2 protein-coding genes (1 of these 2 cut by a window edge) are annotated in these 21428 nt (G+C 71.3%); both read right to left on the minus strand.

Translation table 11 applies throughout. From position 1 onward, the window contains the following. Positions 1-10130, minus strand: partial view of a non-ribosomal peptide synthetase gene (locus AABA78_RS38605; protein WP_338270544.1) — the 5' portion only. 7393 nt of this gene lie to the left of the window's left edge; only the first 10130 of its 17523 coding nucleotides appear in the window; the start codon lies at positions 10128-10130; its stop codon lies beyond the left edge, outside the window. Continuing rightward, a complete protein-coding gene (locus tag AABA78_RS38610) occupies positions 10123-21417 on the minus strand; it encodes a non-ribosomal peptide synthetase (RefSeq protein WP_338270546.1) in 11295 nt (3764 codons plus the stop codon). The genes AABA78_RS38605 and AABA78_RS38610 overlap by 8 nt, the downstream gene beginning before the upstream one ends. Positions 21418-21428 lie beyond the last annotated feature (11 nt).

Below are 21428 nucleotides of genomic sequence, written 5' to 3' on the forward strand. Positions count from 1 at the left end.
TGCTGGTACGCCGTCTCCAGGTCCTCCAGCAGCACGCGCCAGGACACGCCGTCCACCGCGAGGTGGTGCACGGCCAGCAGCAGGCGCGCGGTCTGGCCTTCGCCGCGCTCAATCAGCATCGCGCGCAGCAGCAGTCCTTCGTCCAGGACGAAGCTCGCCTGGAGCCGGGCCGCCGCGTCCTGGATGGCCTGGGTCTTCGCGGCGTCGTCCAGCGTGGAGACATCCAGCCGCCGCAGGGTCAGCGGCTGCTCCAGGCTCGCGTTCTCCTGCGACCAGCCAGCGGCGTCATGCGTGAAGCGCAGCCGCAGCGCATCGTGGTGCGCCACGAGGTGGCGCAGCGCCTGCTCCAGCACCGCCGCGTCCACCGGGCGGCGGGCTTCAATCATCAGCGACTGGTTGAGGTGGTGAGGATCAACGACGTCTTCCTCGAAGAGCCGGCGCTGGATGGGCGTGAGCGGGACGGCCCCGAGCACCTCACCCTGCTCCGCCACCACGAGCGACGCCGAGGTGGCGACGGTCGCCAGCGCGGCGATGGTCGGGTGCTGGAAGAGCTGCCGGGTCGTGATGCGCAGCCCGGCCCGCGCGGCGCGCGCGACGATCTGGAGGCTGATGATGGAGTCGCCGCCCAGCTCGAAGAAGTTGGCGTGGATCCCCACGCGCTCCTGCCGCAGCACCTGGGCCCAGATGCGCTCCAGGGTCTGCTCCGTGGGCGTGCGCGGGGCGACGAAGTCCCGAGCGTCCGCGTCCGTTGCCTCGGGCCTGGGCAGGGCCTTGCGGTCCACCTTGCCGTTGGCGTTGAGCGGCATCGCCTCCAGCACCACGAAGGCCGACGGCACCATGTACTCCGGCAGCCGTCCCTTCAGCTCGCCGCGCAGTGCCGTGGCTTCCACCGTGCTGCCCGGCTTCGCCACCACATACGCCACCAGCCGCTTGTCTCCGGGCGCGTCCTCCCGCGCGATGACGACGGCTTCACGCACGCCTTCGCATGCGCCCAGCCCTGCCTCCACCTCACCCAGCTCCACGCGGTAGCCGCGAATCTTCAGCTGGAAGTCCACCCGCCCCAGGAACTCCAGCTTCCCGTCCTCCCGCTGCCTCACCTTGTCGCCCGTGCGGTACAGCCGCGCCCCGGGCTCCGTGCTGAAGCCGTCCGGCACGTACCGCTCCGCCGTCAGCTCTGGCCTCCCCACGTACCCGCGCGTCACCACCGCGCCGCCCACGTACAGCTCTCCCGCCACGCCCCTCGGCACCGGATGCCCACTGGCATCCAGCACGTACATGCGGGCATTCCCGATGGGACGGCCCAGCGCCAGCGTCGCCGCGCCTTCCTCCCACGCGCCTTCCACGGGGTTGGTCAGCACGCCCACCGTCGTCTCCGTCGGGCCGTAGTGGTTGAAGACGGCGCACTCCGGCGCCAGCCGCTTCACCGTCTCCACCAGCTCCTTGTCCGACGCCTCTCCGCCCACCACCAGCCGCTTCCTCGGCAGCACGGCCTTTGCGTTGGGGCCACTCAGCAGCGCGCGCAGGTGCGAGGGCACCACCTTCAGCCCGTCCACCCCGTGCGCCTGCATGTACGCGCCCAGCGCCTCCGCGTCCGACGCCACCTCCTTCGACACCAGGTGCAGCGTCCCGCCTCCGCACAGCATCGGGAAGACGGCCGTGTGTCCCAGGTCCGCCGCCAGCGTCGTCACCGACGCGAAGCTCATTCCCTCTTCCAGCCTCAGCCTTCCGCGGATGCTCCCCACGTAGTTGGCCAGCTGCCGGTGCTCCACCACCACGCCCTTCGGACGCCCCGTGCTTCCTGACGTGAAGATGGCGTACGCCGCGTTCTCCCCGCGCACCTTCGACGTCATGGGCTCGGTGCTGCCGCCGGCCTCCTCCACCGCTTCGACGATGACGGTGACGAGCCCCAGGCCCGCCACGTCTTCCGCCTGCGCCCGTTGCGTCACCACCACGCGCAGCCTCGCGTCCTCCGCGATGGCCTTCACTCGCCCCTCGGGGAAGGACGTGTCCATCGGCACGTACCCTCCTCCGGCCTTGAGGATGCCCAGCATCCCCACCACCGCCTCCACCGTCCGCTCCACGTACAGGCCCACCAGCACGTCCGGGCCCACTCCCTGCTTCACCAGCGCTCGCGCCAGCCGGTTCGCCTTCGCGTCCAGCTCCGCGTACGTCAGCTGCTTGCCTCCCGCGACGACCGCCACGCCCCCGGGCACTCGCTCCACCTGCGCTTCGAACTGCGCGTGGATGCTCTCCAGCGGCACGGCCTCCGCCGTCTGGTTCCACGCCCTCAGCACCTGCTCCCGCTCCGCCTCCGCCAGCATCGGCAGCGCGCTCACGGACGCGTCCGGATTCGCGGCGATGCCCTCCAGCAGCACCCTCAGGTGCTCCACCATCCGCTCCACCGTCACCTGCTTGAACAGGTCGGTGCTGTACGCGAGCGCGCCCCGGAAACCCTCGGCCGACTCCGCGAGTGACAGGCTCAGCTCGAACTTCGTGTGCTCGCCATCCACCGGCTCGGGACGCAGGGTCAGGTCCGGCAGGGACAGCGCGGTGTCCACCTGCGTGTTGAGCACCAGCATCGCCTGGAACAGCGGCGTGCGGCCCAGGTCGCGCTCCGGCCTCAGCGCGTCCACCAGCCGCTCGAACGGCACCTGCTGGTGCGCGAACGCTCCCAGCGTCGTCTCGCGCACCTGCCCCAGGAGCTGCCGGAAGGTCCGCTCCGGCGCCACGTGCGTGCGCAGCACCAGCGTGTTCAGGAACAGGCCGATGAGGCCTTCCACCTCCGCGCGGCTCCGGCCCGCGACGGGCGTGCCCACGCTGATGTCATCCTGTCCGGAGTAGCGCGACAGGAGCGTCTGCCACGCGGCCAGCAGCACCATGAACGGCGTGGCGCCCTCACGGCGTCCCAGCGTCTTCAGCGCGTCCGACAGTGGCTTCGACAGCTCCACCGGGACGGAGCCGCCCCGCGACGTCGGCGTCGCGGAACGGGCCTTGTCCGTCGACAACTCCAGCGCGGCCGGGGCGCCTTCCAACTCGCGCCGCCACCAGCCGACCTGCTCCTCCAGCGCCTCATCCCGCAGCCATTCACGCTGCCACACCGCGTAGTCCGCGTACTGCAACGGCAGCGCCGGCAGCGACGAAGGACGCCCCGCACTGAAGGCCGCGTAGAGCGCTCCAAGCTCGCGCACCAGCACGCTCGCGGACCAGCCGTCGGAGACGATGTGGTGCAGGACCACGACCAGGAGGTGCTGACGCTCGCCGGTGCGCACCAGGGTCACGCGCAGCAGCGGTCCCTGGCCCAGGTTGAAGGGGCGCAGCGCTTCGGCGCGAGCATGCTCGCGGGCTTCCCGTTCCGCGTCAGGACGGTCGCGGAGGTCGACCTGGGCCCAGCCGACCTTGCCCTCGGTGGCGATGCGCTGGAACGGCGTGCCTTCCGCGTCGGCGTGGAAGGTGGTCCGCAGTCCTTCGTGGCGCTGGATGAGCGCGGCGAAGGCTCGCTCCAGGGCCGCGACGTCGAGCGTGCCCTCCAGGCGGAGGACGTTCGGGATGTTGTAGAGCGGGCTGTCCGGCTCCAGTTGCTCCAGGAACCACATCCGCTGCTGCGCGAACGACAGCGGCATCGCCTCCGTGCGCGGCACCGGCACGAGCGCCGGAGCCGGACGGGAATCCGCTGCCCGGGCCCGTGCGTCCACGCGAAGCGCCAGCTTCTCCACCGTGGGCGCGTCGAACAGCTCACGCAGGGGCAGCTCCACGCCGAAGACGGCGAGCACCCGCGCCACCACCCGCGCCGCTAGCAGCGAGTGTCCGCCCACCTCGAAGAAGTCGTCCCGGCGCCCGACCCGCTCCACGCCGAGAACCTGCGCGAAGACTCCCGCGAGCAGCTCCTCCGTGGGTGAGAGCGGGGCCGTGGCGTCCGGGTCACCGGCTTCGCCTTCCGGCCTCGGCAGGGCCTTGCGGTCCACCTTGCCGTTGGACGTGAGGGGCAGCGACTCCAGCACCATGAGCGCCGAGGGCACCAGGTACGCGGGCAGCCGCTGCTGGAGCGAAGCACGCACGGCCGCGACGTCCACGGCCTCACCCGTGACGTAGCCCACCAGCCGCTTGTCACCGAGCACGTCCTCGCGCACCACCACCACGGACTCGCGCACGCCGGGATGGGCCGCCAGCGCCGCCTCGATGTCACCCAGCTCGATGCGGTAGCCGCGCACCTTCACCTGGAAGTCGGCGCGGCCCAGATACTCCAGCTGTCCGTCCGCGCGCCACCGCGCCACGTCGCCCGTGCGGTACATCCGCGCGCCCGGCTCCGTGCTGAACGGATCCGGCACGAAGCGCTCCGCCGTCAGCGCCGGGCGCTGCTGGTAGCCGCGCGTCACGCCATCGCCGCTCACGTACAGCCCGCCCGCCACGCCCAGGGGCACGGGCCGCAGCCGGGCGTCCAGCACGTACAGCCGCGTGTTCGCGATGGGCCGGCCGATGGGCACGCCTCCCGACACGTCCGCGTCGCGCGGCACGTCGTAGACCGCGCAGCCCACCACCGTCTCCGTGGGGCCGTACTCGTTGATGAGCCGAGTGCCCGGCATGTGCCGCCGCCAGAAGTCCAGGCTCGCCGGGGGCAGGGCCTCGCCGCCCACCACCAGCGCGCCCACGCGCCCCGCAGCCTCATCCGCGGGCAGCGTCTGGCGCAGCAGCTCCCAGTGCGCCGGGGTCAGCTTCACCAGGCTGTAGTCCGGCCGGGCCCGCAGCGCCCGCGCCAGCCCTTCCACGCCGTCCGACTCCGGCAGCAGCCACACGCCGCGTCCCGCGACCAGCGGCACCAGGAGGCTGGTCACCGTCAGGTCGAACACCACGGGCGAATGCACCGGCGCGCCCACGCCGCGCTCCAGGCCGTAGGCCTCCAGCGACCACGCGACGTAGTTGTTCAGGCCGCCGTGCGGGACCATCACGCCCTTGGGCTGGCCCGTGCTGCCCGACGTGTAGAGCACGTACGCCAGGTGGCCGGCGTCCACGGCCACGTCGCACGGCGTCTCCGGCTGCGCCCGCAGGAGCGCCGCATCCGCGTCCAGCCGCACCACCTGCTCATCCGCGAGCGGCAGGGCCGACGCCAACCGCTCCACCGTCACGAGCACCCGCACGCCCGCGTCGGACAGCATGTAGCGCAGCCGCTCCGCCGGGTACGTCGCGTCCATGGGGACGTAGGCGCCGCCGGCCTTCAGGATGCCCAGCAGGCCGACCACCAGCTCGGGCGAGCGATCCAGGCACAGGCCTACGCGCACCTCGGGCCCCACGCCCAGGCCGCGCAGCCGCCGCGCGAGCTGGTTCGCGCGCGCGTCCACCTGCGCGTACGTGAGGACCTGTCCCTCGAAGCGCACCGCCTCCGCGTCCGGCGTGCGCGCCGCCTGGGCCTCGAACAGGTGCTGCACGCAGGTGTTCCGCGCGTAGGCCTTCCCCGTCCGGTTCCACTCCACCAGCACCTGCTGCCGCTCCGCCTCCGGCATCAGGGGCAGGTCGCTGACGCGCTGGCCGGGCTCCGCGACGATGGCCTCCAGCAGGACCCGCAGGTGCCCGAGCATCCGGGCCGCGGTGCTGTCGTCGTAGAGGTCCGGGCTGTACTCCACCGCGGCGATCAAGCCGTCCGTGGAGTCCGCCAGGGACAGGGACAGCTCGAACTTCGCGGCGTCGGTGCCCGTCTCCACGGGGCTCAGGCGCAGGTCGCCCGGGAGCCGGGCCTCGCGCGAGGGCGCCTCCTGGAGCGTGAACATCACCTGGAACAGCGGCGGGCGGCTGAGGTCGCGCTCGGGCTTCAGCTCCTCAACGAGCTTCTCGAACGGCACCTCCTGGTTCGACTGCGCGCCCAGCGTCGTCTCCCGCACCTGCTTGAGCAGGTCCCGGAACGTGAGCCCGTCACCCAGGCGCGCGCGCAGCACGAGCGTGTTGACGAAGAAGCCGATGAGCCCCTCCAGCTCCGTGCGGTTGCGGCCCGCGACGGGCGAGCCCACGCTGATGTCGTCCTGCCCGCTGTAGCGCGACAGCTGCACCTGCCACGCCGCCAGCAGCAGCATGAACGGCGTCACGCCTTCCTTGCGGCCCAGGCTCCACAGCGCATCCCGCAGTGCGGGCGGAAGCGTCGTGGTCCGGCGCGCTCCGCGAGTCAGCGGCGCGGCGGTGCGCGGGTGGTCGGTGGGCAGCTCGATGACCCGGGGCGCACCTTCCAGTTGCTTGCGCCACCACGCCACCTGCGCGCCGAGCACCTCGTCCTTCAACCAGCCGCGCTGCCACGCCGCGTAGTCCGCGTACTGCACGCCCAGCTCGCGCAGCGGCGCGGGACGCCCGGCGACCTGGGCGGCGTACAGCGCGACGGCCTCGCGCACGAGGACGCCCATGGACCAGCCGTCGGAGACGATGTGGTGCATCACCATCGCGAGCAGGTGCTCCCGCTCGCCCAGGCGCACCAGTCGCGTGCGAAACAGGGGGCCCTTCGCGAGGTCGAACGGCGCGCGCGTCCACGCATCGACGATGCGCCGGGCCTCGGCCTCACGCTCCGGATGGCCGCTCACGTCGAGGACGTCCCAGGCCACGGGGCCCGGAGGCGCGACGACCTGGAACGGCTGGCCTTCACGCGCCTGGATGGTGGTGCGCAGCGATTCGTGCCGGCGCACCAGCTCCGTCAGGGCTTGCTCCAGGGCCGCGACGTCCAGCGTGCCGTCCAGACGCACCGCCGTGGCCACGTTGTAGGAGGCACTGCCCGGCTGGAGCTGATCCAGGAACCACAGGCGCTGCTGCGCGAAGGACAGCGGCAGGTCGCCCGTGCGCGCCATCGGCGTCAGCGGCGGGACCTTCACGCCCTGACGGGCCCGCAGGGCTTCGTCCACGCGCACCGCGAGGGATGCGACGGTGGGGGCCTCGAAGAGAGCGCGCAGCGGCAGCTCCACGCCGAACGCGCTTCGCACGCGCGACATCGCCTGCGTCGCCACCAGCGAGTGGCCTCCCAGGTCGAAGAAGTTGTCGCTCGCTCCCACCCGCGCCACGCCCAGCACCTGCGCCCAGAGGTTCGCCAGCAGCTCCTCCGTCGGCGTCCTCGGCGCCACGTAGTCCGCCGCCTCCTGCGCCCCTTCCGGCGCAGGCAGCGCCTTGCGGTCCACCTTCCCGTTGGGCGTCAACGGCAACGCGTCCAGCACCACGAAGGCCGCCGGCACCATGTACTCCGGCAGGCTCTCCTTCACGTGCTGCCTCAGCGCCGAGGCCTCCACTCCCTCCGGCGCCACCACGTACGCCACCAGCCGCCGCGGCTCCTCCCGCAGCAGCACCACCGCCGTCCTCACCGCCGGGTGCTTGCCCAGCACCGATTCGATTTCTCCCAGCTCCACCCGGAAGCCACGCAGCTTCACCTGCGTGTCCGCTCGGCCCAGGAATTCAATATTCCCGTCCGAAAGGTGTCGTGCCCTGTCTCCCGAGCGGTACAGCCGCGCTCCAGCAGCCCCGTACGGGTCCGGCACGAAGCGCTCCGCCGTCAACTCAGGCCTGCGCACGTACCCGCGCGTCACGCCCTCTCCGCCGATGTACAGCTCCCCCGCCACTCCCGGCGGCACCGGCTTGAGCGCCGCGTCCAGCACGTACATCCGCACGTTGGCGAAGGGCCGCCCAATCGGCACCAGCCGGTTGTCCCCCGCCTCCAGCGCCTCACTCTCGAACCACGTGCTGTCGATGGTGGTTTCGCTGATGCCGTACGAGTTGATGAGCCGCGTCTGGGTGCCGATGACGCCTCGAATCCTCCGGTACTCATTCACGTACCAGGCGTCCGAGCCGGCAATCAGCACTCGCATCGACTCAAGCCGCTGGCCCGTCTCCTCCAGATGCTGCAACAGGCCTCGCAGCACCGCCGGGACGAACTCCGCGCAGTCCACCGCTTCGGCTTCCATCAGCCCGTGCAGTTTCACCGGCTCCAGGAGCCACTCCCTCGGGCACAGCACCAGCTTCCCGCCACTGCACAGCGCACGCGAGACGTCTCCTCCGAAGACGTCGAAGGAGAAGCTCGCCATCTGCAGGTGGCTTCGCGGGCCCTGCTTCAACCCGTAGCTGCGCTCCCACCCCAGGTACGCATTCGCCCAGCTGCGGTGCGACACCATCACGCCCTTCGGCGTCCCCGTGCTTCCCGACGTGAAGACGACGTACGCCAGGTTCTCGAAGCCCGCCGTGCGCTTCGGCGCTGACGTGGGCAGCGCCGCGCGGGCCGGTGCCTCCTCGTCCAGCAGGTAGCGGCGCAGGCCCGGGGCCTCCACCGTGCCTTCCAGCGCCCGCTGCGTCAGCAGCAGCGACATGCGCGACTCGGACACCATGAGGGCCAGCCGGTCCGCCGGGTACGACGGGTCCAGCGGCACGTAGGCGCCGCCCGCCTTCAGAATGCCCAGCAGCGCCACCAGCAGCTGCGGCGTGCGCTCCAGGCACACGCCCACCAGCACCTCGGGGCCCACTCCCAGGCTTCGCAGGTGGTGCGCCAGCTGGTTCGCCTGCGCTTCCAGCTGCCCGTACGTCAGCGATTCTCCGCCCGGTGCGACGACGGCTGGCGCATCCGGCTGCACCCGCGCCAGCTCCGCGAAGCGCTCCGGAATCCCCTGCCCTTCCGGCAGCGCCACGTCCGTGGCGTTCCACTCCACCAGCACCTGCTGGCGCTCCACCTCACCCAGCAGCGGCAGGTCCAGCACTCGCGCATCCGGACGCGCCGCGATTCCCTCCAGCAACACGCCGAAGTGCTTCAGCATCCGCTCCGCGGTAGCTGCTTCGAAAAGGTCGGTGCTGTACTCGAGCGCCGCCGCGAACCCCTGGCCCGTCTCCGCCATGTCCAGCGACAGCTCGAACTTGGCGGTGCTCCCTTCCGTCTCCAGGGCGCGCAGCGTGAGCCCTGAACCCGTGGTCGCCGCAGCCGATGCGGGCGCCGCGTTCTGGAGCGAGAACATCACCTGGAACAGCGGAGACCGGCTCAGGTTGCGCTCCGGCTTCAGCTCCTCCACCAGCTTCTCGAACGGCACCTCCTGGTGCGCGTACGCGCCCAGCGTCGTCTCACGCACCTGCTGGAGCAGCTCGCGGAAGGTGGGGTTGCCTTCAATCCGCGTGCGCAGCACGAGCGTGTTGACGAAGAAACCGATGAGCCCTTCGAGCTCCGCGCGGTTGCGGCCCGCGATGGGCGTGCCCACGCTCACGTCGTCCTGGCCGCTGTAGCGCGACAGGAGCACCTGCCACGCGGCGAGCAGCACCATGAAAGGCGTGGCGCCCTCCTTCTGCCCGAGCGCCTTGAGCGCGGCCTCCACCTCGCGGGGGAAGTGGGCGGACACCACCGCGCCCTGCGTCGTGGGCACCGCCGGGATGGGGCGGTCCGTGGGCAGCTCGATGGCCTGCGTTGCGCCCTGGAGCTGCTTGCGCCAGTACGCGAGCTGCGCTTCGAGCACCGGCCCCTGGAGCCATTCGCGCTGCCAAGCCGCGTAGTCCACGTACTGGATCGCCAGCTCCGGCAGCGGCGACGGCTTCCCCTGGCTGAAGGCCCCGTAGAGGGCCAGCAGCTCGCGCAGGAAGACACCGCGCGACCAGCCGTCGGAGATGACGTGGTGCAAGGTCAGGAGCAGCACGTGCTCCGTCGCGGACAGCTTCAGCAGCATCGCGCGCAGCAGCGGGCCCACGGAGAGGGTGAAGGGCTGCTGCACGTCCCGGAACACGCGCAGGCGGGCTTCCTTCTCCCGTGCCTCCACGGGGAGGGACTGGAGGTCCACCGTGTCGATGACCACGGGCGCGGGCGGGGCGATGACCTGCACCGCGCCGCCCTCCTCCGCGCGCAACGTCGTGCGCAGCACCTCATGCCGGCGCACCAGTTCGTCCAGGCAGCGCTGGAGCGCGGCGCCGTCCAAGACACCGTCGAGCCGGACCGCGAGCGGGATGTTGTACTGCGGGTTCTGGGGATCGAACTGATCCAGGAACCACAGGCGCTGCTGCGCGAAGGACAGCGGGAAGGAGGAGACCGCGTTCCTCGGACGCGCCACGAGCGTCGCGACGGGGGCCGCCGCGCTCTTCTGGCGCAGCTTCCGCATCAGCAGGTCCTGCTTCTCGGGCGACAGGTTGGAGAACCGCTTCGAGGTGTCACTCATTGGAAGTCTTCCTGACCTGTTCCGTTTCCGCGTCCAGGAGGGCCTGCGCCTCTTCACCGGACAGTTCTTCCATCTCCGCCATGAGCCGCTCGAGTTCCTCGGGGTCCACCTGGGCGGCCTGGGCTTCCATCACAAGCACCGCGAGCGTCTCCACCGTGGGCGATTCGAACAGCTTGCGCAGCGGCAGCTCCACCTGGAACGTCTGGCGGATCCGCGAGATGGCCTGCGTCGCCAGCAGTGAGTGACCGCCCAGTTCGAAGAAGCCGTCGTGGATGCCCACGCGCTTCACACCCAGCAGCTCGGAGTAGATGGCCGCCAGTTGCTGCTCCAGGTCGCTGCGCGGAGCAACGAAGTCCCGCGAGCGCGGCTCCGACTCCGCGTCCGGCCTGGGCAGGGCCTTGCGGTCCACCTTGCCGTTGGCGTTGAGCGGCATCGCCTCCAGCACCACGAAGGCCGACGGCACCATGTACTCCGGCAGCCGTCCCTTCAGCTCGCCGCGCAGTGCCGTGGCCTCCACCGTGCTGCCCGGCTTCGCCACCACGTACGCCACCAGCCGCTTGTCTCCGGGCGCGTCCTCCCGCGCGATGACGACGGCTTCACGCACGCCCGCGCATGCGCTCAGCCCTGCCTCCACCTCACCCAGCTCCACGCGGTAGCCGCGAATCTTCAGCTGGAAGTCCACCCGCCCCAGGAACTCCAGCTTCCCGTCCTCCCGCTGCCTCACCTTGTCGCCCGTGCGGTACAGCCGCGCCCCGGGCTCCGTGCTGAAGCCGTCCGGCACGTACCGCTCCGCCGTCAGCTCTGGCCTCCCCACGTACCCGCGCGTCACCACCGCGCCGCCCACGTACAGCTCTCCCGCCACGCCCCTCGGCACCGGATGCCCACTGGCATCCAGCACGTACATGCGCGCGTTGCCGATGGGACGGCCCAGCGCCAGCGTCGCCGCGCCTTCTTCCCACGCGCCTTCCACGGGGTTGGTCAGCACGCCCACCGTCGTCTCCGTCGGGCCGTAGTGGTTGAAGACGGCGCACTCCGGCGCCAGCCGCTTCACCGTCTCCACCAGCTCCTTGTCCGACGCCTCTCCGCCCACCACCAGCCGCTTCCTCGGCAGCACCGCCTTCGCGTTCGGCCCACTCAGCAGCGCGCGCAGGTGCGAGGGCACCACCTTCAGCCCGTCCACCCCGTGCGCCTGCATGTACGCGCCCAGCGCCTCCGCGTCCGACGCCACCTCCTTCGACACCAAATGCAGCGTCCCGCCTCCGCACAGCATCGGGAAGACGGCCGTGTGCCCCAGGTCCGCCGCCAGCGTCGTCACCGACGCGAAGCTCATTCCCTCCTCCAGCCTCAGCCTCCCGCGGATGCTCCCCACGTAGTTGGCCAGCTGCCGGTGCTCCACCACCACGCCCTTCGGACGCCCCGTGCTTCCTGACGTGAAGATGGCGTATGCCGCGTTCTCCCCGCGCACGTTCGACGTCACGGGCTCGGTGCTGCCGCTCACGTCCTCGACACTCAGCGTCTGGCAGCCCAGGTTCGCCACCTGGCTTGCGTACGCCCGCTGCGTCACCACCACGCGCAGCCCCGCGTCCTCCGCGATGGCCTTCACTCGCGCCTCGGGGAAGGACGTGTCCATGGGCACGTACCCGCCTCCCGCCTTGAGGATGCCCAGCATCCCCGCCACCGCTTCCACCGTGCGCTCCACGTACAGGCCCACCAGCGACTCCGGGCCCACGCCCAGCGCTCGCAGCTGCTTCGCGACTCCGTTCGCCTTCGCGTCCAGCTCCGCGTACGTCAGTTGCTTGCCGTCCGCGACGACCGCCACCGCGCCGGGCTTCCGCTTCGCCTGCGCTTCGAACATCCCGTGGATGCTCTCCAGCGGCGTTGCCTCCGCCGTCTGGTTCCACGCCCTCAGCACCTGCTCCCGCTCCGCCTCCGCCAGCATCGGCAGCGCACTCACGGACGCGTCCGGCGTCGCCGCGATCCCCTCCAGCAGCACGCCCAGGTGCTCCACCATCCGCTCGACCGTCGAGCGCTCGAACAGATCCGCGCTGTAGGTCAGCGCGCCCTGGAAGCCCTCCGGCGCATCGCTCAGCGACAGGTTCAGCTCGAACTTGGCCGCCAGATTCTCCAGCTCCAGACGGCGCAACGTCAGGCCGCTCAGCGACAGGGAGGTATCCACCTCCGTGTTGAGCACCAGCATCGCCTGGAACAGCGGCGTGCGGCCCAGGTCGCGCTCCGGCCTCAACGCGTCCACCAGCCGCTCGAACGGCACCTGCTGGTGCGCGAACGCGCCCAGCGTCGTCTCCTTCACTCGCGCGAGCACCTCACGGAAGCGATCCGCCGCGCGCACCCGCGTGCGCAGCACCAGTGTGTTCAGGAACAGGCCGATGAGGCCCTCCACCTCCGCCTGCGACCGTCCCGCGACGGGCGTGCCCACGCTGATGTCGTCCTGGCCGCTGTAGCGCGACAGGAGCACCTGCCACGCGGCCAGCAACACCATGAACGGTGTGGCGCCCTCGCCGCGGCCCAGGGTCCGCAGTGCGTCCGACAGCGGCTTCGACAGCCGCACCGGCACCGAGCCACCCCGCTCCGTCAACTTCGCGGGGCGCACCCGGTCCGTCGGCAGCTCCAGCGCGGCCGGGGCACCTTCCAGCTCCCGCCGCCACCAGCCGACCTGCTCCTCCAGCGCGTCTCCCTTCAACCACTCGCGCTGCCACACAGCGTAGTCCGCGTACTGCACCGGCAGCGGAGGCAGCACCGCGTCGCGCTGCTCGATGCGCGCGGCGTAGAGGGCAACCCACTCGCGCACCAGCACGCCCGCGGACCAGCCGTCGGAGACGATGTGGTGCATCGACAGGACCAGCAGGTGCTCACGCTCCTCCGTCCGCAGCAGCGTGACGCGCAGGAGCGGACCGTGGACCAGATCGAACGGCCGCTGCGCTTCAGCGCGCGCCAGCCTCCAGGCCTCCTGCTCCCGCAGCGCCGCATCGACTTCGCGCAGGTCCACCACCGGCAACGAGAGCACCGGGGCTTCGATGATGCGCTGGAACGGCCGGCCATCCTCGGCGTGGAACGTCGTCCGCAGGCTCTCGTGCCGCAGGACGAGCGCGTTGAGCGCCTGCTCCAGCGCGGCCACGTCCAGGTGTCCCTCCAGCTTGAGCAGGCTGGGGATGTTGTAGAGCGAGCCCTGCGGCGACAGCTGCTCCAGGAACCACAGCCGCTGCTGTGCGAACGACAGCGGCAGCGGGCCGGTGCGAGCCGCGGGCTTCAGCGGGGGCACACCGGGCGACGCTTCAGCGCGAGCGGCCTCCACCCGCTGTGCGAGCGCGGCCACGGTAGGGGCTTCGAACAGCGCGCGCAGCGGCAGCTCCACGCCGAACGCCGCGCGGATCCGCGAGATGGCCTGCGTGGCCAGCAGCGAGTGTCCACCCAGCTCCAGGAAGTCATCGTGGATGCCCACCTGGGACACGCCCAGCAGCTCGCGCCAGGTCGCGGCCAGCGTCTCCTCCACCGGCGTGCGTGGCGCGACGTAGGTCGGTCCCTGCTCCGAGCGCACCGCGTCCGGCGCCGGGAGGGCCTTGCGGTCCACCTTGCCGTTGGGCGTGAGCGGCATCGCGTCCAGGACAACGAACGCGGACGGCACCATGTGCTCGGGGAGCTTGTCCTCCAGATAGCGCCGCAACGCCGTTGCATCCACCGTCTCGTCCTCGCGCGCCACGACGTACGCCACGAGTCGCCGGTCGCCCGGCACGTCCTGGCGGGCCAGCACCACCGCCTCGCTCACCGCGCCCGCGAGCACCGCTTCGATCTCTCCCAGTTCGATGCGGAAGCCGCGCACCTTGACCTGGTGGTCGGTGCGGCCGACGAACTCCAGCGCGCCGTCCGCGCGGTAGCGAACCAGGTCGCCCGTCCGGTACAGCCGCGCGCCCGGCTCCGAACCGAACGGATCCGGCACGAAGCGCCCCGCCGTCTGCTCGGGCCGACCCAGGTAGCCACGGCCCACGCCCGCGCCGCCGATGAACAGCTCGCCCGCGATGCCCACCGGCACCGGCGCCCCCGTCGCGTCCAGCACGTAGGCGCGCACGTTGGGATACGGCCGGCCAATGGGCGGCGTCCCAGAGCCCGGCGCGCAGACCGCGCTCGTCACCGTGATGCTCGCCTCGGTGGGACCGTAGGAGTTCACGAAGCGGCGGCCCTGCGCCCAGCGGTCCATCACCTCCGCCGGGCAGGCCTCCGCGCCGGTCACCACCGTCTGGAGCGTGGGGAAGTCGTCGGACGCGAGGACCGCCAGCGTGGAGGGCAGCAGCACCGACGTGGTGATGTTGCGCTCGCGCATCAGCCGCGTCAGCTCCGGGCCGGGCCGCAGCGCTTCGCGCGGCGCGAGGACCAGCGTGCCTCCGCCCACGAGCGTGGAGAAGATCTCCAGCAGCGACACGTCGAAGCTCATCGACACGAACTGGAGCGTGCGCGTCCCGGGGCGCACGTCGAAGTCACGCACCGCCTGGGCGAGCGTGTTGACGATGCCCCGGTGCTCGACGAGCGCGCCCTTCGGCTGGCCGGTGCTGCCCGACGTGTAGATGACGTAGGCCAGGTGCCGTCCGCCCAGCGCGGGCAGGTTGCCGGAAGGCTGCCGCGCGAGGCTCGCGGCGTCGGAGTCCACGCAGAGCAGCTGCTCTCCGCGCGAGGGCAACTCGTCCGCGATGGCCTCGCGGGTGACGAGCACCGGGACGCGCGAGTCCTCCAGCAGGTAGGCGATCCGGTGCTGCGGGTAGTCCGGGTCGACGGGCACGTAGGCGCCACCGGCCTTGAGAATGCCCAGGAGCGCCATCAGCAGCTCGGGCGAGCGCTCCAGGCACACGCCCACGCGGACCTCCGGCCCCACGCCGAGGAGCTTGAGCTGGCGCGCGAGCTGGTTCGCGCGGGCATTCAGCTCGCGGTACGTCCAGCGCGTGTCGTCCAGCTCCACGGCGATGCCGTCGGGCGTGCGCTCCACCTGCGCCTCGAAGAGGCCGTGCAGCGAGGCCTCGGCCTCCAGCGGCGCCTGCGTGGCGTTCCAGTCCTTCAGCACCTGATGCCGCTCGGAGTCCGTGAGGAGCGAGAGGCGGGAGACGCGGCTGTCGGCCGCCGCGACGGCGATGCCTTCCAGCAGCGTGCGCCAGTGGCCCAGCAGCCGGGTCATGGCCTCCGCGTCGAAGCGCGACAGCTGGTAGGACAGGCGCAGGCCCAGCTTCTCGCCGGGGAGGACCGCGGGGGCCAGGGGCAGGGTCAGCCGCTCACGGCCCTCGAAGTCGCGCACGTCCAGGCCGCGGGCGCGCTCCTTGATGGACGCGTCGATGGGGTAGTTCTCCACGACGACGAGGCTCTCGAAGAGCGCCTGGCCTCGGGGCAGCTCGCTCCACGACTGGACCTGGACCAGCGGGCAGTGCTCGTGGGCGCTGAGGGACACCTGCTGCGTCTGGATGCCCTGGAGCCAGGACACCAGCGTGTCCGCGGGAGTGATCCGCACCCGGAGCGGCAGGGAGTTGATGAACAGGCCCATCATCCCCTCCACCCCCGGAAGCTCCGAGGGACGGCCCGAGACGGTGGTGCCGAAGACCACGTCCTGCTCGCCGCTGTAGCGGCTCAGCAGCAGCGCCCACGCGCCCTGCACCACGGCGCCCAGCGTGAGCTGGTGGCGGCGCGCGAAGGACTCGATGGCGGCGGTGGTCTCCGCGGAGAGGGCGATCTCCTGCGAGCCGTGCCGGTGGACGGCCTCGCTGTCATCGGAGCCCGTGCCCTGATCCAGGGGCAACGGCGTGGGGGCCGTGAAGCCCGCGAGCCGCTCGCGCCAGAACGCCTCCGAACGGGCCGACTCCTGCTGGCCCAGCCACGCGATGTAGTCCCGGAAGGGAGGCCGCGCGACCACGAGCGGCGCCTGCGACCGGCTGAACGCATCGTAGAAGCCGAACACGTCCTGCATCACCAGGCCCAGGCTCCAGCCGTCGAGCAGGGTGTGATGGAAGCTCCAGATGAGCCGGTGGACGTGCGAGTCCAAACGCACCAGCGCCACGCGCAGCAGCGGGCCCTGCGTGAGGCTGAAGCCCTGCGCCCGGTCCTCTTCCAGGTACGCGTCCAGCGCCTGCCGCTGCGCCGCTTCCGTCTGCCCGCGCCAGTCCAACTCACGCCACGGCAGGGCCGCCTCGCGCCGCACCACCTGCAACGGCGCTTCCAGTCCCTCCCACAGCAACGTCGTGCGCAGCACCGCGTGCCGCGCCACCAGCTCCTCCCACGCCCGCTTCAGCGCCGCCACGTCCAACTTCGCGTGGAAGGCCCAGGAGAGCTGCTCGAAGTACACGCCCGACTTCGGCGACAGCAGCGCGTGGAAGAGCATGCCCTGCTGCATGGGCGACAGCGGGTAGACGTCCTCCACCTGCTGCCCCACCGCCTCCTGCACCTTCGCCAGCGTCTTCGCGTCCAGCTTCGCCAGCGGAAAGTCCGCCGGCGTGTACTTCGCCGCGTCCTGCGTCTTGCGCCCGGCCACCAGCGCCTTCAGCGCCTCGGTGTACTCACGCGCCAGCGCCTCCACCGTCGCCTTCGTGTGCAGCGCTTCGCTGTACGTCCACGTCACTTCCAGCTGCCCACCCACCACCAGCCCGTTGACCTCCAGCACGTGGCTGCGCTGGCCGCCTTCGCCCTGCGTCGGGCCCGCGGACTCCTTCGCCAGCGTGAAGCCTCCGGTGCCGCTGGCCAGCGCGTCGAACTGGCCCAGGTAGTTGAACGCCACCGGGGCCTTCGGTGCCTGCTTCAGCTTCGCCGCGATGGCTTCCGGGCCCTGGTAGCGCAGCAGGCCGTAGCCCACGCCCTTGCCCGGCACCGCCCTCAGCGTGTCACGCACCGCGCGCAGTGCGTCCCCCGCCGTGCCTTCCTTCGACACCTCCAGCACCACCGGGTACAGCGAGGTGAACCACCCCACCGTGCGCGTCACGTCCACGTCCGCGAAGAGTTCCTCGCGGCCGTGTCCTTCCACTTCCACCCGCACCCGCGGCTGTCCCGTCCACTTCGTCAGGACTCGGGCCAGGGCGGACACCAGCACTTCGTTCACGCTCGCCCGGTACGCGCCCGGCACTTCCTGCAACAGCGTCCGCGTCTCTTCCGCGTCCAGGCCGACCACCACACTCCGTGCGGAGGCCACCGTGTTCGACGCGACCGCAGCCTGTGCGGATGCCGCCGTGCTGCTGGCCCCACCGGCCGCGTCGGCGGTCAATGCGGCCACCGCGCCCTGTGCGGACGACACCGTGCGCACTCCACCTGCGTCCATCGGTAGCGCGGGCGTTTCCTCACGCGCCTGCGCCAGCCACCACGCCGCTTCCCTCTCCAGTTCCGGCCCGCGCGCGTACTCCTCCAGCTTGCGCGCCCACGTCTGGAACGACGTCGTCTTCGCGGGCAGCGTTACGTTCTGGCCCTGGCGACGCTGCGCGTATGCCGTGCCCAGATCCTCCAGGAGGACTCGCCACGACACGCCGTCCACCGCCAGGTGGTGCACCGCCAGCAGCAGCCACGACGGCTTGCCCGCGCTCCGCTCCACCAGCAGCGCGCGCAGCAGCAGTCCTTCGTCCAACCTCAGGCTGCCCTGAAGCTCCTTCGCCGCCTTCGCCAGCGCTTCGCCTTCATCCGAAGACGCCGAGACGTCCAGCCGCCGCAGGTAGGGGCCCGGACCCACTCCCGCGTGGTGCTGCTTCCAACCCGCTTCACCCTTTTCGTACCGCAGCCGCAGCGCATCGTGATGCGCCACCAGCGCCTTCAGCGCCTCCTCCAGCCGCTCCGCCTCCACGCCCTCCTTCGCCTCCAGCAGCACTGCCTGGTTGAAGTGGTGCGCCTGCGGCAACTGCCTCTCGAAGAACCACCGCTGAATCGGCGTCAGCGCCGCCTCTCCCTCCACCAGCCCCTGCTCCCCCACCACCCCGCGTCCCTGCTCCACCACCTTCGCCAGCTGCTCCACCGTCGGGTGCTGGAAGAGCTGCTTCGGCGTCACCTTCAGCCCCGCCTGCCCCGCCTTCGCCACCACCTGGATGCTCAGGATGGAGTCGCCGCCCAGCGCGAAGAAGTTCTCCTTCACCCCTACCCGCTTCACGCCCAGCACTCGCGCCCACACCGACGCCAGCGTCTCTTCCGTGCGCGTCCTCGGGGCTTCGTAGGCCTCCGACATTTCAGCCGTTGCTTCAGGCTTCGGCAGCGCCTTGCGATCCACCTTGCCGTTGGGCGTCAGCGGCAGCGCGTCCAGCACCACGAAGGCCGCGGGCACCATGTACTCCGGCAGCCGGGCCTTCAGCGCTTCGCGCAACCCTTCCGCTGTCACACCCTGGCCCGCCACGTATGCAACCAACCGACGGTGTCCCGGAGCGTCCTCGCGCACGACCGCCACGCTCTCGCGCACGCCGTCGCACTGGCTCAGCGCGGACTCCACCTCGCCCAGCTCGATGCGGAAGCCGCGCACCTTGACCTGCGAGTCCAGCCGGGCCAGGAACACCACGCTGCCGTCCGGCAACTGCTTCACCTGGTCGCCCGTGCGGTACAGCCGCGCACCTGGCTCCGTGCCGAACGGATGCGGCACGAACTTCTCCGCCGTCAGCTCCGGCCGGCCCAGGTAGCCCAGCGCCAGTCCGTCGCCGCCGATGTACAGCTCACCCGCGACACCCGCTGGCACAGGGTGCCCGTGCGCATCCAGGACGTACAGCTCCGTGTTGGACAGCGGCTTGCCGATGGGCACCGTCACCGCGCCCGCGGGGACCTGCTTCACCTCGTGCCACGAGGCGAACGTCGTGCTCTCCGTGGGGCCATACACGTGGACGAGCTTCCCGGACATTCCGGCCGCGAGCGCCGCGCGCATCGCTCCCGGATCCACCGCCTCGCCACCCACGTGGAGCTGGCGCACCGTCTGGAACGTCTCCGCCGACTGCGCCACCAACTGGTTGAACAGGGCCGTCGTCACGAACAGCGTGGTGATGCGCTCGTCGCGCAGGTACGCCGCGAACGCCGCCGGTGACAGCGCCACGTCCTTCGCCACCCCCACCAGCCGCCCGCCGTGCAGCAGCACGCCCCAGATTTCAAACGTCGCCGCATCGAACGACGCATTCGACACCTGCGCGATGCGGTCCTCCGCCGTCAACTGGATGAAGTTCGTCTCCACCAGCAGCCGCACGATGGCCCGGTGAGGCACCCACACACCCTTCGGACGCCCCGTGCTTCCCGACGTGTAGATGACGTACGCCGGGTCCGTCGCATCCACCCGGCTCTCCGGCGCCTGCACGGGCTCCGCGTCCAGCGCACCGTCGTCCAGCAGCACCACCTGGTAATGGCCTTCCGGCAGCGCTCCCCGCTGGGACGCCTGCGTCACCAGCACCTCCACCCCGGCGTCCTCCACCATGAACGCCAGCCGCTCTCGCGGGTAGCCCGCGTCCAGCGGCACGTACGCCCCGCCCGCCTTGAGGATGCCCAGCATCCCCTCCACCATCCCCACCCCTCGCTCCACGCACAGCCCCACCCGCGACCCGCGCTTCACGCCCTGCTTCACCAGCCGCTGAGCCAGCTGGTTCGCCCTCGCCTCCACCTGCCGGAACGTCCGCTGCTCGCCTCCGAAGTCCAGCGCCACCGCCTCCGGCGTGCGCTCCACCTGCTCCGTCACCAGCGTGTGGACGCACTTCTCCCGAGGGAACGCCGTGCGCGTCGCGTTCCACCCCAGCACCTGCTGCCGCCGCTCCGCTTCCGTCAGCAGCGGCAGCTGCGACACCTTCGCGTCCGGGTTCTTCGCGATGGCCTCCAGCAGCACCTCCAGGTGCCCCGCCATCCGCTCCACCGTCCCCGCGTCGAACAGGTCCGTGTTGTACTCAATCGACCCGGAGAACCCCTCCGCCGTGTCCGACAGCGACAGCGTCAGCTCGTACTTGGCCGTGCGGTCATCGGCTTCGATGGGACGCAGCGACAGCCCGGGCAGCTGCTGTTCGGTCAGGAGCTTCTGCTGAAGCGCGAACATGACCTGGAACAGCGGTGAACGGCGCAGGTCCCGCTCAGGGCTCAGCGCGTCCACCAGCTTCTCGAACGGGACGTCCTGGTGGGCGAAGGCACCGAGCGTCGTCTCGCGCACCTGCGCCAGCACTTCGCGGAAGGTGGGCGCGCCGTCGAACCGCGTGCGAAGCACGAGCGTGTTGACGAAGAAGCCGATGAGCCCTTCGAGCTCCGTCCGGTCGCGGCCCGCGATGGGCGTGCCCACGCTCACGTCGTCCTGCCCGCTGTAGCGCGACAGCAGCACCTGCCACGCGGCGAGCAGCAACATGAACGGCGTGACGCCCTCACTCCTGCCGAGCCCCCGCAGCGTCGCGGACAGCTCCGCGGACAGGGCCACCGGCAACCGCGCGCCCCGGTAGGACTGCACCGCCGGGCGAGGCCGATCCGTCATCAACTCCAGCGCGGGAGGCGCGCCCGCGAGCTGCCCCGTCCACCACGTGAGCTGCGACTCCAGCGCGTCACCTTGCAACCAGCCGCGCTGCCATGCCGCGTAGTCCGCGTACCGCACCGGCAGCTCCGGCAGCGACACAGGCTGGCCCGTGCGGAACGACTCGTAGAGCGCGGTCAGCTCTCGCACGAGCACGCCCATGGAGGCGCCATCGGAGACGATGTGGTGCATCGTCAGCAGCAACAGGTGTTCGCGCTCCGCGATCCGCACCCACGTCGACCGGAAGAGGGGGCCCTTCGACAGGTCGAACGGACGGCGCGCCTCTTCGCCCGCGAGCCGCAGGGCTTCGGCTTCACGCTCCGCGCCGGGCAGACCTTCCAGGTCGATTCGCGTCAGCGGGATCTCGGCATCCGCGAGGACGACCTGGGCGGGCCGGCCCTCCTCGGAGCGGATCACGGTCCGCAGCGCGTCGTGACGACGCACGAGCGCATGCAGCGAGCGCTCCAGCGCCGACACGTCCAGCGCCCCCTCCAGCCGGACGGCGGCGGGGATGTTGTACGAGGCGCTTCCCGGCTCGAACTGATCAATGAACCAGAGTCGCTGCTGCGCGAAGGACAGCGGCGCCGCGCCTTCCCAGCGTCCAGCGACCAGCGGCGGACGGCCCTCGGCCTTCGGGCCACGACGGGCCTCGTCCACTCGCGCGGCGAGCCCCGCGACGGTGGGGGCTTCGAACAACGCACGCAGCGGCAGCTCCACGCCGAAGACGGAGCGCACGCGCGAAATCGCCTGCGTCGCCAGCAGCGAGTGTCCGCCCAGCTCGAAGAAGTTGTCCCGCGCGCCGACGCGTCCGACGCCCAGCACCTTCGCCCACT

This window comes from Corallococcus caeni (assembly GCF_036245865.1).
Taxonomy (GTDB): domain Bacteria; phylum Myxococcota; class Myxococcia; order Myxococcales; family Myxococcaceae; genus Corallococcus; species Corallococcus caeni.